The sequence below is a fragment of the Colwellia sp. E150_009 genome (assembly GCF_053543955.1).
This window is the reverse complement of the sequence record NZ_JBHFOM010000004.1, coordinates 122,222-137,201: the sequence shown is the minus strand read 5'-3', so window position 1 is coordinate 137,201 and position 14,980 is coordinate 122,222. Positions and strand designations below refer to the sequence as shown.

Annotated in this window: 14 protein-coding genes; 9 read left to right on the top strand and 5 right to left on the bottom strand. The window is 36.7% G+C overall.

The genetic code is table 11. The annotated features are described in order from the left end of the window. Positions 1–6: 6 nt before the first annotated feature. The 7 genes from miaA (at position 7) to ACE1OF_RS03370 (ending at position 6,635) form a co-directional block, all read left to right on the top strand. Positions 7–903 carry a tRNA (adenosine(37)-N6)-dimethylallyltransferase MiaA gene (miaA, locus tag ACE1OF_RS03400; protein WP_448892862.1) on the top strand — a complete coding sequence of 299 codons (897 nt, stop codon included), beginning with the start codon at positions 7–9 and terminating at the stop codon, positions 901–903. A gap of 165 nt (positions 904–1,068) precedes the next feature. Continuing rightward, positions 1,069–1,314, top strand: a complete 246-nt coding sequence (gene hfq / locus ACE1OF_RS03395) for an RNA chaperone Hfq (protein WP_448892817.1) — start codon at positions 1,069–1,071, stop codon at positions 1,312–1,314. Between the two features lie 149 nt (positions 1,315–1,463). Continuing rightward, positions 1,464–2,750, top strand: a complete 1,287-nt coding sequence (gene hflX / locus ACE1OF_RS03390) for a ribosome rescue GTPase HflX (RefSeq protein ID WP_448892861.1) — start codon at positions 1,464–1,466, stop codon at positions 2,748–2,750. Positions 2,751–2,865: 115 nt separating this feature from the next. Continuing rightward, positions 2,866–4,026, top strand: a complete 1,161-nt coding sequence (gene hflK, locus ACE1OF_RS03385) for an FtsH protease activity modulator HflK (protein ID WP_448892815.1) — start codon at positions 2,866–2,868, stop codon at positions 4,024–4,026. Between the two features lie 3 nt (positions 4,027–4,029). Next, a complete protein-coding gene (hflC, locus tag ACE1OF_RS03380) occupies positions 4,030–4,914 on the top strand; it encodes a protease modulator HflC (protein WP_448892813.1) in 885 nt (294 codons plus the stop codon). 92 nt (positions 4,915–5,006) lie between these two features. Continuing rightward, complete coding sequence (locus ACE1OF_RS03375) at positions 5,007–5,192, top strand: DUF2065 domain-containing protein (RefSeq protein WP_448892811.1); 186 nt, start codon at positions 5,007–5,009, stop codon at positions 5,190–5,192. Positions 5,193–5,339: 147 nt separating this feature from the next. Then, a complete protein-coding gene (locus ACE1OF_RS03370; protein ID WP_448892809.1) occupies positions 5,340–6,635 on the top strand; it encodes an adenylosuccinate synthase in 1,296 nt (431 codons plus the stop codon). A gap of 491 nt (positions 6,636–7,126) precedes the next feature. Here ACE1OF_RS03370 and ACE1OF_RS03365 read toward each other — a convergent pair whose 3' ends face one another. The 4 genes from ACE1OF_RS03365 to ACE1OF_RS03350 are packed head-to-tail and all read right to left on the bottom strand — an operon-like array spanning position 7,127 to position 10,471. Continuing rightward, on the bottom strand, positions 7,127–8,461 hold the full coding sequence (locus ACE1OF_RS03365) for an ATP-binding protein (protein ID WP_448892807.1): 1,335 nt from the start codon (positions 8,459–8,461) through the stop codon (positions 7,127–7,129). Positions 8,462–8,515: 54 nt separating this feature from the next. Beyond that, on the bottom strand, positions 8,516–9,208 hold the full coding sequence (locus ACE1OF_RS03360) for a response regulator (protein WP_448892805.1): 693 nt from the start codon (positions 9,206–9,208) through the stop codon (positions 8,516–8,518). Continuing rightward, positions 9,208–9,597 carry a DUF3019 domain-containing protein gene (locus ACE1OF_RS03355; RefSeq protein ID WP_448892803.1) on the bottom strand — a complete coding sequence of 130 codons (390 nt, stop codon included), beginning with the start codon at positions 9,595–9,597 and terminating at the stop codon, positions 9,208–9,210. The genes ACE1OF_RS03360 and ACE1OF_RS03355 overlap by 1 nt, the downstream gene beginning before the upstream one ends. Next, entirely contained in the window at positions 9,587–10,471 is an 885-nt protein-coding gene (locus ACE1OF_RS03350) for a MipA/OmpV family protein (protein WP_448892801.1), read from the bottom strand. Before ACE1OF_RS03350 ends, ACE1OF_RS03355 begins: the two co-directional genes overlap by 11 nt. Before the next feature lie 213 nt (positions 10,472–10,684). Here ACE1OF_RS03350 and ACE1OF_RS03345 point away from each other — a divergent pair, with 213 nt between their 5' ends. Next, positions 10,685–12,790 carry a beta-propeller domain-containing protein gene (locus tag ACE1OF_RS03345; RefSeq protein WP_448892799.1) on the top strand — a complete coding sequence of 702 codons (2,106 nt, stop codon included), beginning with the start codon at positions 10,685–10,687 and terminating at the stop codon, positions 12,788–12,790. 167 nt (positions 12,791–12,957) lie between these two features. Here ACE1OF_RS03345 and ACE1OF_RS03340 read toward each other — a convergent pair whose 3' ends face one another. Continuing rightward, positions 12,958–13,857 (bottom strand): LysR family transcriptional regulator, encoded by a 900-nt coding sequence (locus ACE1OF_RS03340; protein WP_448892797.1) that lies wholly within the window; start codon positions 13,855–13,857, stop codon positions 12,958–12,960. Between the two features lie 372 nt (positions 13,858–14,229). Between ACE1OF_RS03340 and ACE1OF_RS03335 the strand changes: the two genes are divergently transcribed. Then, complete coding sequence (locus ACE1OF_RS03335) at positions 14,230–14,952, top strand: histidine phosphatase family protein (protein WP_448892795.1); 723 nt, start codon at positions 14,230–14,232, stop codon at positions 14,950–14,952. The last annotated feature ends 28 nt before the right edge of the window (positions 14,953–14,980 follow it).

Here is a 14,980-nt window from a genome sequence, read left to right as displayed (position 1 = left end):
TGTTTAATGGGACCAACCGCATCAGGTAAAACTGCATTGGCGATGGCGTTATGTGATGCTTTACCTTGTGACATTATTAGTGTTGATTCGGCTTTAGTTTATCGAGATATGGATATTGGTACAGCTAAGCCAACGGCTGATGAATTGTCAAAGTATCCGCATCGTTTAATTAATCTTCGTGATGCATCACAAAGTTACTCAGCGGCAGATTTTTGCCAAGATGCACTGGTTGAAATTGCAAAAATTAGGGCCAATAACCGCATTCCTTTGTTAGTTGGCGGAACTATGATGTATTTTAAGAGTCTGATTGAAGGAATATCGCCTTTACCTGCTGCAAATAACGCTATTCGTGAGCAGATAGAAAAAGAAGCATTAGAGAAAGGGTGGGAAGTTTTACACGAAGAACTAACTAATATTGATCCTGTGTCGGCGCAGCGAATTCATCCTAATGATCCCCAACGCTTAACACGAGCATTAGAAGTTTTTCGTTTAACTGGTAACACTTTGACACAATTAACTCAAACTAAAGGTGATAAGCTTGAGGGGAATATATTACAATTTGCTATAACACCTAAAAAGCGAAGCAGCTTACATGAGCGCATTGCTATACGTTATCAACAAATGATTGCGCAAGGGTTTGAGCAAGAAGTGGTTACCTTAAAAAAACGAACCGATTTACATGAAGATTTACCGTCAATTCGCTGTGTTGGGTATCGTCAAATGTGGCAGTATCTCAATGGTGAATTTGACCATGAAGAAATGGTTTTTAGAGGTGTGTGTGCTACCCGACAATTAGCAAAACGGCAATTAACTTGGCTGCGAAATTGGCCTAGTTTAGATTGGCTAACAACAGACGATGAAGATAATTTATCGAAAGTATTAGCAGCGGTTGGTAAATGTTAAATAATTTTAGCGAAAATAAAGAGTAAATATACTAGCTATCATTAAGCAATATTAAAATATTGGTGTATAATTCAAATATTATATGCTGAGGATTAGCAAAAATTTTCATTAATCATACAAGATATTGATTAATTACTTTTATTAATAATAAAAAGGAGCCATACAATGGCAAAAGGTCAATCTTTACAAGACCCATTTTTGAATGCTTTACGTCGTGACCGCATTCCAGTTGCAATTTATTTAGTAAACGGCATAAAACTACAAGGACAAGTAGAATCTTTTGACCAGTTTGTGATTTTACTAAAAAACACGGTTAGCCAAATGGTTTATAAACATGCAATATCAACGGTAGTGCCAGCACGTGCAGTCAATACCACACCCATTGCTAATGAAACAGAATCAGAAGAGTAGTTTTTACTTTTTTATTTTTTGTTGTAATTAATTTTACGCTTAATATTTTCTATTTTAGTAGATTATCTATTATTTTCCTTACATGGTGTATCTTATTAGCAAAAACAATTTTCTGTTTCGACAGACATTATTTCTAAGGTTTAATGCCGTTGTTTGATCGTTATCAAGCAGGTGAACAGGCGGTGCTTGTTCACCTAGATTTTCCGGATGAAAGCACCCGAGAAGATTTGACTGAATTTAAAATGTTGGTTTCTTCTGCTGGCGTTAATGAATTAACAGTGGTTTCCGGTAAGCGCAATACCCCACATCCAAAATTTTTTGTTGGCTCAGGCAAAGCAGACGAAATAGCGGAAGCTGTACGTTTGTTTAATGCTGATGTTGTACTATTTAACCATAGTCTCTCGCCTTCACAAGAAAAAAATATTGAAGCGTTATGTCAATGTCGCGTTGTTGATAGAACGACGCTTATTCTTGATATTTTTGCTCAGCGTGCGCGAACCCATGAAGGTAAATTACAAGTTGAATTAGCACAATTACGACATATGAGTAGCCGACTCATTCGTGGTTGGACTCATTTAGAGCGACAAAAGGGGGGAGTCGGTTTACGTGGTCCAGGTGAAACACAACTAGAAACCGATAGACGTTTACTTCGCGAACGCATGATCAATATTCGTAAGCGGTTAGAGAAAGTGGAACGACAGCGACACCAAGGCCGACGGGCAAGAACAAGGGCTGAGTTGCCAACAATATCTTTGGTTGGCTATACCAATGCGGGAAAGTCGACGTTGTTTAATTTATTAACGCAATCCGACGTTTATGCAGCTGATCAGCTTTTTGCGACACTTGATCCCACATTAAGAAGAATTGAGCTTGATGGTGTCGGCGGGGTAATTCTGGCCGATACAGTAGGTTTTATTCGTCACTTACCGCATGATTTGGTTGCTGCGTTTAAAGCCACATTAACTGAAACGCGCGAAGCAGAATTATTGCTTCATGTAGTCGATATTTCTGATGACAGGCGTACTGAAAATATAGAACAAGTTGAATATGTTCTCTCTGAAATTGAGGCGGATGACGTACCTCAATTAGTGATTTGTAATAAAATAGATAATTTAGACGATGTTGAACCCAGAATTGACAGAGATGATCAAGGGCAACCGATTAGGGTTTGGTTGTCAGCACAAGGTAATATTGGTATAGATTTATTTTTTACGGCTTTGGCTGAACGTTTAGGAAATCAAGTTTTTCAGTCTACCTTAGTTATACCGCCAATTGCAGGCAAGTTGAAAGGTGTTTTATACCAACTTAATAGCATTGAAAAGGAATCTTATGATGAGCAAGGTTATTGTCACCTAAAGATAAAACTACCAAAACGGGAATGGAATCGATTGATCAAACAAGAAGGAACTGAAATTGAACAGTATATTGTAAATTAATGTGTTAATACCTATATAGAGTCTTATAAAAGAGATACTTTTATCATAAACTTGCGTATATTTACTAAAATAATCAATAAATAGCTAATTAATTACTAACCTAGCGGAGAACAGCATGGCTTGGAATGAACCGGGGAATAACGATAAAGACCCCTGGAAAAATAAAGGTGGTAAAAACCAAGGACCACCAGACCTAGATGAATTGCTTAATGATTTAGGCAAAAAGGTCAGTGGTATCTTTGGCGGAAAAGGTGGTGGTAAAGCATCGGGAGGTTCTGGGCCATCAGGAAAAAGCATGTCTACTATTGGCATAAGTCTCGTACTTATTATTGCCATTGTGGTCTATGCCTTTAGTGGTTTTTACACCATTAAAGAAGCGGAGAAAGGTATCGTTTTACGTTTTGGTCAGTACGCAGGCACGGTTGATCCAGGTATTAACTGGAAGTGGACTTTTGTTGATCGCATTATTCCTATTGACATGCAAAGTACGCGCGAAATGCAAGCCTCAGGGTTTATGCTAACTCAAGATGAAAATGTCGTTCAAGTTGAAATGCAAATACAGTATCGTGTTATTGATGCACGTGATTATGTCTTCAGTGTTACTAATGCTGATGATAGTTTGAATCAATCACTAGACAGTGCGCTACGTTATGTTGTTGGTCATGCAAAAATGGATGCTATTTTAACTAGTGGTCGTGAGTTAATTCGTCAATCAGTGTGGGAAGAGCTAGATAAAATTATCGAACCATACCACTTAGGGCTGATCATTGTTGACGTTAACTTTAAAGATGCTCGTCCACCGAATGAAGTCAAAGATGCGTTTGACGACGCGATTGCTGCACAAGAAGATGAAGTACGCTTTTTACGAGAAGCCGAAGCCTATGCTCGTGGTATAGAGCCTCGTGCTCGTGGTCGTGTAAAACGTATGGAGCAAGAAGCTATTGCATATAAAGGGCAAATTGTTTTAGATGCGCAAGGTGAAGTAGCGCGTTTTGAAAAAATACTACCAGAATATCAAGCAGCACCTGAAGTGACTCGTCAACGTTTGTATATTGCAACAATGGAAAAAGTATACAGTAATACCAGTAAGGTTATGGTTGATGTTGATGGCGGTAATAATATGATGTATTTGCCGCTAGATAAAATTATACAACAACAATCTACAACTCAGCGAGTAATACCACCGTCATATTCGCAGCCGCAACAGCAACAAGGTATTAATTCTGCACCATCAACTTCGGGCCGAAGTGATAGATTTGACAGTGGGAGTAACTAGGCTATGAAGAATTTTTTTATTGCTATCTTAGCGCTATTATTTACCTTAGTTGTCTCTTCAGTTTTTGTTATTTATGAAGGCCAACGTGGTATTGTATTTCAATTTTCTAAAATTAAACGAGACTCTGTCACTGATAAAATGATGGTGTTTGAACCCGGTTTACATTTTAAAATTCCGTTTATTGAATCGGTGCGTAAATTAGATGCGCGTATTCAAACATTGGATGAAGCACCTGACCGTTTTGTAACATCAGAAAAGAAGGATTTGATGGTAGATTCTTTTGTGAAGTGGCGTATTGTTGATTTTTCAACGTATTATTTACGTACTTCGGGTTCGGTTGATAATGCACGCGCCTTACTTAAACAAAAAGTAAATAACGGCCTTCGTACTGAGTTTGGTAATAGGACCATTAAAGAAATTGTTTCAGGTGATCGTGATGACATTATGAAACAAGCGTTAGCAAGTGCTGAAAGTAGCCGTGAAGAGTTAGGTATTGAAGTGGTTGATGTACGAATTAAAGCCATTAATTTACCTACCGAAGTGAGTAACTCAATTTATGATCGTATGCGCGCTGAACGTACTGCCGTGGCTAAAGAGCATCGCTCACAAGGTCAAGAGCAGTCAGAAATTATTCGAGCAACCATTGATGCTAAGGTAACCGTTATGCTTGCTGAAGCACAAAAAAATGCCTTTACCATACGCGGTGAGGGTGATGCTGAAGCATCGAAGATTTACGCTGATGCATATGGGAAAGATCCTGAGTTTTACCGTTTTTATCGCAGTTTAGAGGCGTATGAAAAAAGTTTTAATAGTAAAAATGATATTATGGTTGTAAAACCGGATAGTGAATTTTTTAACTATTTAAAAGATGGTACAAAAGCTAAATAATCGTTAATGATATTTGACGCTTAAGTTCTCATTTAAAGCCAGCATTATTGCTGGCTTTTTCATAAACAAATGTAAATGAAATGAGGTGAATTATGATAGATACCCTAATTTTAGCCTTTGGCCTAGTACTTATCCTAGAAGGATTGGCACCTGCTTTATTCCCGAATAAATGGAAAAATTATTTATTGAAGCTAACTGAACAACCAGCAGGAAATATTCGTAATATTGGAACGTTTATTTTAACACTAGGTGTTATTGTCGTGTGGTTATCACAATAGCCTGAAAAATTAATCAAAAAAGAATAAAGATAACCTCTTAACTTAAAAGGTTATTTTTTATTATCCAGAAAAAACTGCTCTTTTCCCTTGGACTGTAATTTGATCTTTGTTAGAATCCTCGCCTAATTTTCTTACGAAATAGCAAAAATGGGCAAAAACGTAGTTGTTCTAGGTACCCAATGGGGTGACGAAGGTAAAGGTAAGATCGTTGACTTACTAACCGATAAAGCAAAATATGTTGTTCGCTATCAAGGCGGACATAATGCAGGCCATACATTAGTGATTGACGGTGAAAAAACCGTACTTCATTTAATTCCTTCTGGCGTATTACGAGACAATGTTAAGTGCCTGATCGGCAATGGCGTTGTTTTATGTCCTAAAGCATTGATGGCAGAAATTGAAATGCTTGAAGCTAAAGGCGTACCCGTACGTGAACGCTTACTTATTAGTGATGCATGTCCGCTAATTCTTCCTTACCATACAGCGTTAGATGCCGCACGTGAAATTGCACGTGGAGCAAATCCTATCGGTACTACTGGTCGTGGTATTGGACCTGCTTATGAAGATAAAGTAGCGCGCCGCGGTTTACGTGTAGGTGATCTTTTCTGTGCAGAGTCTTTTGCTGTAAAATTAAAAGAAATTATGGAATACCATAACTTCGCATTAGTTAATTATTATAAAGCTGAACCAGTAAGTTATGAACAAGTGCTTGCTGATGCACTTGCAGTAGCTGATATTATTAAAAATATGACGGCTGATGTTTCAGAGATACTTGACCAAGCACGTAAAAATTCTGAATCAATAATGTTTGAGGGTGCTCAAGGTACTTTACTTGATATTGACCATGGCACCTATCCTTACGTAACCTCGTCAAATACTACTGCTGGTGGGGTAGCAACAGGCTGTGGTGTTGGACCGCGTCACTTAGATTATATTCTTGGTATTACAAAAGCTTATACTACACGTGTTGGTTCAGGCCCATTCCCGACAGAGCTTGATGATGACATTGGACATCATTTAGGTACTGTTGGTCATGAATTTGGGGCTACAACAGGTCGTGAACGCCGTTGTGGTTGGTTTGATGCCGTTGCAATGCACCGTGCTATTCAAGTCAATAGCCTGACAGGATTTTGCTTAACTAAACTTGATGTTCTCGATGGCCTATCAACGTTGAAAATCTGTACTGGTTATAAAACTGAATCAGGCGAGATTATTACCGTACCACCAACGGCAGCCGAAGGTTATGATAAAATCACACCTGTTTACGAAGAACTTCCGGGCTGGAACGAAAATACGGTAGGTGCTACGTCAGTTAATGATTTGCCTGCTAACGCACTCGCTTACATAAAGCGTATAGAAGACGTTACTGGTGTACCTGTTGATATTATTTCAACTGGCCCAGATCGCAATGAAACAATTATTAAAGTGAATCCTTTCGCTTAGTCGTTAAGTTCATTGTTTCATGCTTTTTACTTTAAACCAACCTTCGGGTTGGTTTTTACTTTTTAAACTATCGAATAACAGTGCATACAGTATTTATACTATTAATCTCACTAATACCAATTTGATTAAATTTCTTCCCAACTCAGAGCTTCATTAGCGAGCTTAGAACAAGGAAAATTGATTAAACATTGTTATTACTATATTTAATCAATTTTGCGATGTTATCAGTTTGCTAATGAGCTCCCAAAGGGCGAGTACCTAATAAAAAGTAAAGGCTTATATGCGACGTTATTGATTTTGACAAGGGAACAACCATTCTCTTCAATCAATGCCTTGCCTACATGGATGTAGGTACTTAGGTTATGTTTGGAACGTATAACCTGTGCCTCTAAGCCTTTTAATTCTCGCTGAGTGGGAAAGAACTTAATCAACTTGGTATAATACATCTTGAGATGGTTTGAGTATAAGTGTTATTCATTCAATAAGGCACTTTATCTTGTCAGTTTATCTATTGGTAAGTTAATAATAAATTTACATCCACCAAGTGTTGAATCACCTAGGATACAACTTCCTTTGTGCCATTCACAAATTCTTTTAACGATGGCAAGCCCTAAACCATAACCGCCTTTCTGTTGATTTTCATTTCGGTTGCGATGAGATTCTAACCTAAAGAAAGGTTCAAATATATTGTCACGGTCGGATAATGGTATGCCTGCTCCGTCATCTTCAACAACAATTTGTATTTGGGTGGGTGTTGTGATTAGGCTTATTTCAACGTTAGTTTTTGCGTAACGAAGCGCATTTGTCGATAGGTTTTGAATAGCACGCTCAAGAAGGTGTTCGTTACCATGGTAAATGCAAGGAGCAGGTTTTTGCCATGTGATCGTGACGCCTGTTATTCGATTTAATTTATGTATTTGGTTAGTAATAAGTGATGTCAATTCTATTGATGACTTTTTAATATCTTGGCCAATATTCTCTAAGCGGGCATAACTTAGCATTTCATCAATCAGTGCTTCTATTTCACTAACATCTTGGCCCATTTCTTTACGTTGTTGTTCATTAACGCCTTCTAGCATTGCTAAAGAAAAACGTAACCGTGACAAAGGCGTTCGTAATTCGTGGGATACAGCATTAACCAAATGCTTTTGATCAGACAGTAAACGAATAATTCGGTGAGCCATGTCTTTGAAGGTTATAACAATTTGCTTAATTGGCGAATGATGATTGGTATAAATGGCTAAGTCTAACTTGCCATTAGCGATGTCATTAGCCATGGTGGTGAGTTGTTTTAAGTCACGCCAAAGCGGCCTAGACCATAAGGCAATTACACCAGCTAATAACAGATAAGATAGGCATAAAAAGAACCATTTTAAATACTGAAAGCGTGTCTCTAATTGTACATTTCGATTGATTGGGCCTAATTGATATATATTGAGACTGTTTGATAATTTAATATAGAAAATTGCATTGTCATGTTCATCATAATTAAGCACTACTTTACCAGCCATTAATTTATCTTTTTGTTCGCTAAGCCAAGAAAAGTCACTCATTAATTTTGTTGTTATTGGAATGTTAAGGGTTTCACTGAGGTTGTTGATAATTGAGTTTTGCGTTTGTGTTGAAGCTTCATTCAATAAGGGTAAAATTTTTGTAACTTGAGTAAGATAATGCAATTGTTGGCTTTCTGTATTTTCAGCGGTATCAATTTCTGCTGTACTAATATCTGAAGCCACAAATTGTTGCCAAAGTTGTTCAGAAAGCCAGTTAATAGAGAGTAACCCTAGAATAATTACTAAGTATAGGTTGATGAAAAGACGGTTCAAAATAATATCACAGACATTAAAGCTTGATTAGTATTAAAGTGAATGAACATAGTGCTAATCCCAAGCAGTGCTGCTAAATAAGTACCCCTTTCCCCACACGGTAATGATGCGGTAGGGATTATTGGTACAGTCACCTAATTTTTTTCGTAATCGAGAAACCCTGACATCAACACTTCTATCTAGGCCATCATATTCTCGATTAATCATTTGTTTATGAATATATTCTCGACTTTGGGGTTCACCTGCATGACTTGCTAATAACCAAAGCAGTTCAAATTCATGGCTGGTTAGCTCAATAGGTTGTAATGCTAAAGACACCTGCCTTGAGGTTTTATGTATGGTTAATTGACCAAAGGTTAATTGTTCGGCAGATGCCTTATTACTGTGTTTTTTACGACGTAATAGCATGTTGATTCTTGCTAAGAGCACATGGGGTTCAACAGGCTTAATAATATAATCATCAGCGCCTATTTCTAGGCCAAGCACATGATCAAAATCACTGTCTTTAGCTGTTAGAAAAATGATGGGGTTAGTATAGCTATTGCGAATTTTACGGCACACCGTAAAACCGTCTTCATTGGGTAACATAACGTCTAAAATAATGAGGTCAGGGGAGTTTTTCTGAAGAAAACTAGCAACCGTATTACCTTGATGCAGCATTGATACCCGAAAATCATTTTGTTCTAAAAACTTTGCAATAAGGTTTGCTAAACGTAAATCATCCTCAACGAGCAATATATGGTTCATTAGAAAAAACTCCAATCTGCACGTAGCCTACGCCGGTACTTTGTGGGTAATGCCGTATTAATTTTTATTTGTTGGCTGGCAAATATCTCCTGACCATTTTTTAAAGTAAACAGCATATCTTGTTCTAGTGAAATGTCTATTTTAGTGTTGATATTATGTGCATTTTGCCAACAAGTTAGACGAGCGTCATTTTGATATAAACAGGCATCGATGGGATCATCGTTTTGCCATTGTACTGATACTGTCATTTGACAGCTATCTCCAGGGTTTTTTACCATACAAACAGAAGGCTTTATAATTAAATTACTGGTAGGTACAGCAGATAACGGCTGTGAAAGGGTACTTAATATAAAAAGAATAATGGCACTTTTCTTTATGCTAGAAGTCATAAGCTACCCCAGCAAATATTGTACTCATATGCTTATCTTTTACTAAAGGGCTGTTAGCTGTGCCTGAAGCTAAAAAAATACGTTTAACATGAAACCTTACACGCCAATTTTTTGAGACTTGATACTTTAATACAAAACGCAAATAAGGGTTGGTGCTTTGTTTGCCTTGGTAATTTTTATTTAATTTAGGCTCTCGTTTTGTTGAAATACCATAATAATAATCAACCAAATTTTTACTATTGATATTTGCACCCAAACTGAATGACATCAAGGTGCTAGGCAGCGCCTTGATACTTAAGATCCTACTTAGTTCTAATTGACCATGAAAACCATTGTAAACATTATTTATATCATGAAAAATCTTTAGTTGGGCATCGGTTGTTTGATCAATGAACCAATTGAGTTGAATGCCAGCATCAATAGCCCAGTCTCTATCTGAAACGTCGTGAATATTGACTTCTGTATTTTTATCAGTTTCGCCAATATTATTTCCATCACTTACATCAGGATTTGTAACACCTACGCTATTTGAAGTTGATGACTCAATAAAAATATTTTGTGGATGCCAACGAGAAAAATAAGAATTTTCATGGTTTAGTTGGCCAATTGCGCTGATACTGATGTGATCAGTATCAATGAGCGTATACCCTAACGTGTTGTTTTCAAAAAATATTTTTTCACCGTAGTAACTTATTGATGGAATAATAATTAGCGGAATATTATCCCCGCCATGTAAAGGGTTAGTAACCACACCAGCACCTATTGATAATGAAAAATTCCAGTTACCAACGGCGGCACAACGATCAGACTCTTGCTGGCAATCAGCAAAACTAAGCTGACTAAACAGCAACAAGAGTAGTATGTAATATTTCAAGTAATTTATTTCCTTTTAGGATTTGATAAATTAAGCTGAGTAAACCTTTCTGTTAGCTATAATTTACCATTGCTTTGCCTGAAGATCAGCTTGAATTACATCAAATTACATTTGATTGCATTTAACAACAGTATAAACAGATTTTTGGCGTATTGTTTACTATCAGTAATTTTACTTTATTTGGTTTAGTTTGTATAAAATGGAGAGAAAAAAATGTTGGATAAAATCATAATACTATTAGGATCCCTTTTATTACTCGTTGGTTGTGGTAGCGATTCATCAACAAAAGAGTCAGCATTATCCATTGAGCAACTTGAAGAGGTTCCTGAACTCAATTCAATGTCAATGGCACTCTCTCCTTTAAAAGGTGCAAGTGCAGGTGATTTTGAGCAGCACTTGAAAAATGGTGTCTATCTTAATAGTGCTCAACAAAATGGTTTTTTAGAAGTCGGTGATTCCTCAAATATATCCACAAGTGATGCAGCGGGTGGGCAAAGTGGTTACTCATTAACTATTACCCAAGAAGCGGGTGTTGATGAAGGTGACAGAATAAAGTACGATGGTGACTATATGTACATCGCTAATAATCAATATTATCAGCGTCAAACTATTGCTGAAGAAGCACCAACACCGCAAACTTCTGTACGTATTTTACAGCGAAATGAACAAGGAGAAGTGAGCGAATTATCAAATACAACGGTTAATACAGAAGCCTCTTCTATTAAAAGTTTATATCTGAATAAAAACAAACTGGCTGTTTTATCAAATATCCAAAATTATTCTATTTATAACGATATGGCAAGCACCTCGCTAGCCGCGATTGATTTGTTTTTTCCGATGGAACAAACATTTAATTTATCACTTGTAGATGTTAGCGATCGTTCAGCTCCCGCAGTGACCACATCTTATACTATGGACGGTGCTATCATTGATAGTCGACGTGTTGACGATGTATTGTATATTGTTAGTAGTTTTTCGCCGTCGGTTGCTGGGCTTCCTTTTGCTGAAACGGAAGCAGAGAAATTAGATAATTACAAAAAAGTTTTTTTATCTAATATCAGTAATTTTTTACCCCAATACACTGATGCAAAAGGCCAGAGTAAAAATTTAGTTGCGCCAGAAAATTGTTTTATGCCCACTGAAGCCACAGATAAAGATGGCTTTAATGGTATAGTTACCTTGACAACCATTGATTTAAACCAACCTGATAGTCTTTCTTCTCTTTGTATTAATACACAAGTATCAGGTCTGTATGCCACGCCAACCTCTGTGTATTTATATGGTACAGACTATCAGTATCAAAATGAAAAAATCACTGAAACCTCAATAATCCATAAATTTGCTATTACAGGACAACAAATTGATTACATTGCCTCAGGTACGCTTGATGGTCGTTTTAATTGGCAGTTATCAAATCTTCGGTTTAGTGAAAAAGATAATGATCTACGTGTTGTCACTACTCAGGGTAACCGAAGTGAAGGTTATGAACACCATCTGAATATATTAAGCCCAATAGGTAATGAATTAACGCTGGTTGCTCAGCTGCCAAATGCAACCTACCCTGAAAAAATAGGTAAGGTAAATGAAAATGGCATTGTTCAAGAAGACATTAAATCAGTGCGTTTTTTTGAAAATAAAGCCTATATTGTTACCTTCTTAAATACTGATCCTCTTTACGTACTTGATCTAACTGATAAAGATCAGTTAAAAATTACAGGCGCGCTTGAAATTCCAGGTTATTCTTCCTATCTGCATCCTTTGTCTGATGATTTATTAATAGGTGTTGGGCAAAATGTTGATCCTGATAGAATGATGCTTACGGATAGTAATATTAACAATGCTAATGAAAGCACGCCTATAATTGAAGGGGCTAAAATTAGCTTATTTGATGTTAGTAATATCAATGCCCCGTTAGAAATTAGCTCAATAGTTTATAAAGAGGCTTATACTCCCGTTGAGTTTAATTATCATGCGCTGACTTATTTAAAAACAGCTGATAATACTCACCGTTTTGGTTTACCAGTTGAAAAATGGCTAACAGAAACGGTGGTTGATTTGCAAACAGGAAACAAAATGGATGTTTGGACGTTGGATAATTCATTACAGCTTATTGAAGTAACGGGTAACAATGCAGATGCAAGTTTAGTTGATATTGGTAGCGTGAAACCCATAGTCAATGATGGCTCATTAATGGGGACCTATATTTCGGGTTGGGATGACCGCGCAATATTTCATGATAATGATATTTATTATTTGCATGGAAATAGCATTTGGAAAAGCTTTTGGCATACGCCTGAATTAACCACTGGGCCATTTTAATTGTCAAATATTCAAGTTATTAAATATTTAAAATTATCGAATAACCAATCAGTTTAGTTAAAGTCTAATGATTAATAGCATACTAGACTTGCTTCCTCTTATTTATTATCAACTCTATGGTGGTGAGTTGATAATAAATAAAATACATTAAACCTACTGTATTTCTTTTAATCTCTTGATGTTGTTTGAATTATTTTATTTCTAAGCCATTTGTTGGCAGGTTCAAAATCTAAATTACGGTGCCAATATAAATGTACGTCAAGTTCAGGTAAATCAACAGGTAAGGGGTAAATAGTCAAGTTGAGTAATTGAGCATACATCTTAGCGGTTGTTTCTGTTGTGGTAAGCAACATATTATTTCCCGCAATGACACTGCATGCAGAAAAGGTATGTTGACACCTCAAACTAATTTTTCGGTGTAATCCAAGGCGTGCTAATTCAAAATCTTCAATACTAGTGCCTACAGAACGTGATGATACGAGTATGTGGTCTTGTGCAAGATAGAGATCTAAATCGAGCGCTGAATTAATATCAGGATGATCTTTGCGTGCGACAACCACTAATTTACTTTTTTCTAATTGCGTATGTAAAATATTGTCACTTACAGGTAATAGCGCATCGATGGCCAGATCAATATCACCGCTAGCGAGCTTGTTCTCTAATTCATTACGGTTAACTCGACGACTGCTTTGAACATTAACTAAAGGCGCAGTTCTATTGATCATCTGCATAAGCGGGGGTAAATAAGAAGCTTCTAAAGCGCCATGCAATGAAATAGTAAAATTTTTGCGAGAAGTTAGTGGTTCAAATTGCTTAGATTGTGCCAAACAAACGTGTAATTGACGCAGTGCTTCACGAACCTCTGTAATAACATTATTGGCTACAGCGCTTGGTCGCATCTCATTTCCTTGACGTACAAAAAGAGGGTCGTCGAAATAATCACGAAGTTTACTTAATGAATGGCTCACCGCAGGTTGCGATAAGTTAAGGGCTGATGCGGCCTTAGTAATATTACCTTCACAATAAATTGCTTCAAATACTACAAATAAATTTAAATCTATTTTCATCCTATCCTCTTTATTCATTCTTTTAAAGAATAGTAACCTGTATAAACTATTCGTACTCTTAATTTATAGTGTGATTCTAAGGTAGTCAAGCAGCCAAAAATTCTGAGCTTAAGTAAAAATATCTACTCCAATAAAGTGGTTGAGCATAAATTATAAATTATCGATAGCAATATTTAGTATAACTATTCAAAATTAGAATAGTTAGGTATTAGAACTATTCATTTGATTAATTATGTTGATGCAATTAGCATGAATGGATAGCTTAATTAATACGTTTTGTGTATGTAACCCTTGTGAGTGATAAAGAAATGATATTAAAAATAAATGTTACCTTATTTCAACCGAAACACTTAACTGTGGTGGTATAACCCGATGGCGGCTATTTATCTTATTCGCCACGGACAAGCGTCGTTTGGCAAAGCAGATTATGATCAATTATCACATAAAGGTACAGAGCAATCCCAGATACTAGGTAAGTATTGGCAATCAATGTCAGCGCCCGACAAGTTGTATGCGGGAGACCTATTGCGTCATGGACAAACCTTAGAGCATTTTTTACTGGGTTGTAAAACAAAAGCAATGCCTATCACTCTTCATTCAGGGTTTAACGAATTTAATCATGTTGAATTGTTAACTTGCTATGACCCAAAATGGAAAAGTTTTGCTGATATGGCTGCCTCAATTAATCAGCAAGCCGATGCGAATAAAACCTTTCAAAAAGAATTTGCGCGTGCGCTTGAACGGTGGGTATGCGGTAAGTATGACAATGATTATAAAGAAAGTTGGCCGCAATTTAAAAAGCGTTGTGTCAGTGCCTTGTATGATGTCATTACACAAGAGTTAAATAACAGAAGGCGATTAGATAAAAATGAAGCATCTAAAGAGCTGTGTATCTTTACATCGGGTGGTGTTATTGCGGTTATCATCCAGCACATATTAGGATTGTCTGATGAAAAAACATTGGTTGTTAATCAACAAACACGTAATGCCAGTGTTACCAAAATTCTTTTTTCAGAAAATAATTTAACGATTGATTACCTAAATAATTATAGTCATCTAACTTCTGCAGGCGCAGATTGGGTAACTTACAGGTAATTGCAAACCATAAAAAGCGGGAGTTTTT

Excerpts from the sequence above, each read along its gene's own strand:
- miaA (WP_448892862.1), top strand. The coding sequence starts at position 7 with ATGGGACCAACCGCATCAGGTAAAACTGCATTGGCGATGGCGTTATGT.
- hfq (WP_448892817.1), top strand. The coding sequence starts at position 1,069 with ATGGCAAAAGGTCAATCTTTACAAGACCCATTTTTGAATGCTTTACGT.
- hflK (WP_448892815.1), top strand. The coding sequence starts at position 2,866 with ATGGCTTGGAATGAACCGGGGAATAACGATAAAGACCCCTGGAAAAAT.
- hflC (WP_448892813.1), top strand. The coding sequence starts at position 4,030 with ATGAAGAATTTTTTTATTGCTATCTTAGCGCTATTATTTACCTTAGTT.
- ACE1OF_RS03375 (WP_448892811.1), top strand. The coding sequence starts at position 5,007 with ATGATAGATACCCTAATTTTAGCCTTTGGCCTAGTACTTATCCTAGAA.
- ACE1OF_RS03370 (WP_448892809.1), top strand. The coding sequence starts at position 5,340 with ATGGGCAAAAACGTAGTTGTTCTAGGTACCCAATGGGGTGACGAAGGT.
- ACE1OF_RS03360 (WP_448892805.1), bottom strand. The coding sequence starts at position 9,208 with ATGAACCATATATTGCTCGTTGAGGATGATTTACGTTTAGCAAACCTT.
- ACE1OF_RS03355 (WP_448892803.1), bottom strand. The coding sequence starts at position 9,597 with ATGACTTCTAGCATAAAGAAAAGTGCCATTATTCTTTTTATATTAAGT.
- ACE1OF_RS03345 (WP_448892799.1), top strand. The coding sequence starts at position 10,685 with ATGTTGGATAAAATCATAATACTATTAGGATCCCTTTTATTACTCGTT.
- ACE1OF_RS03340 (WP_448892797.1), bottom strand. The coding sequence starts at position 13,857 with ATGAAAATAGATTTAAATTTATTTGTAGTATTTGAAGCAATTTATTGT.
- ACE1OF_RS03335 (WP_448892795.1), top strand. The coding sequence starts at position 14,230 with ATGGCGGCTATTTATCTTATTCGCCACGGACAAGCGTCGTTTGGCAAA.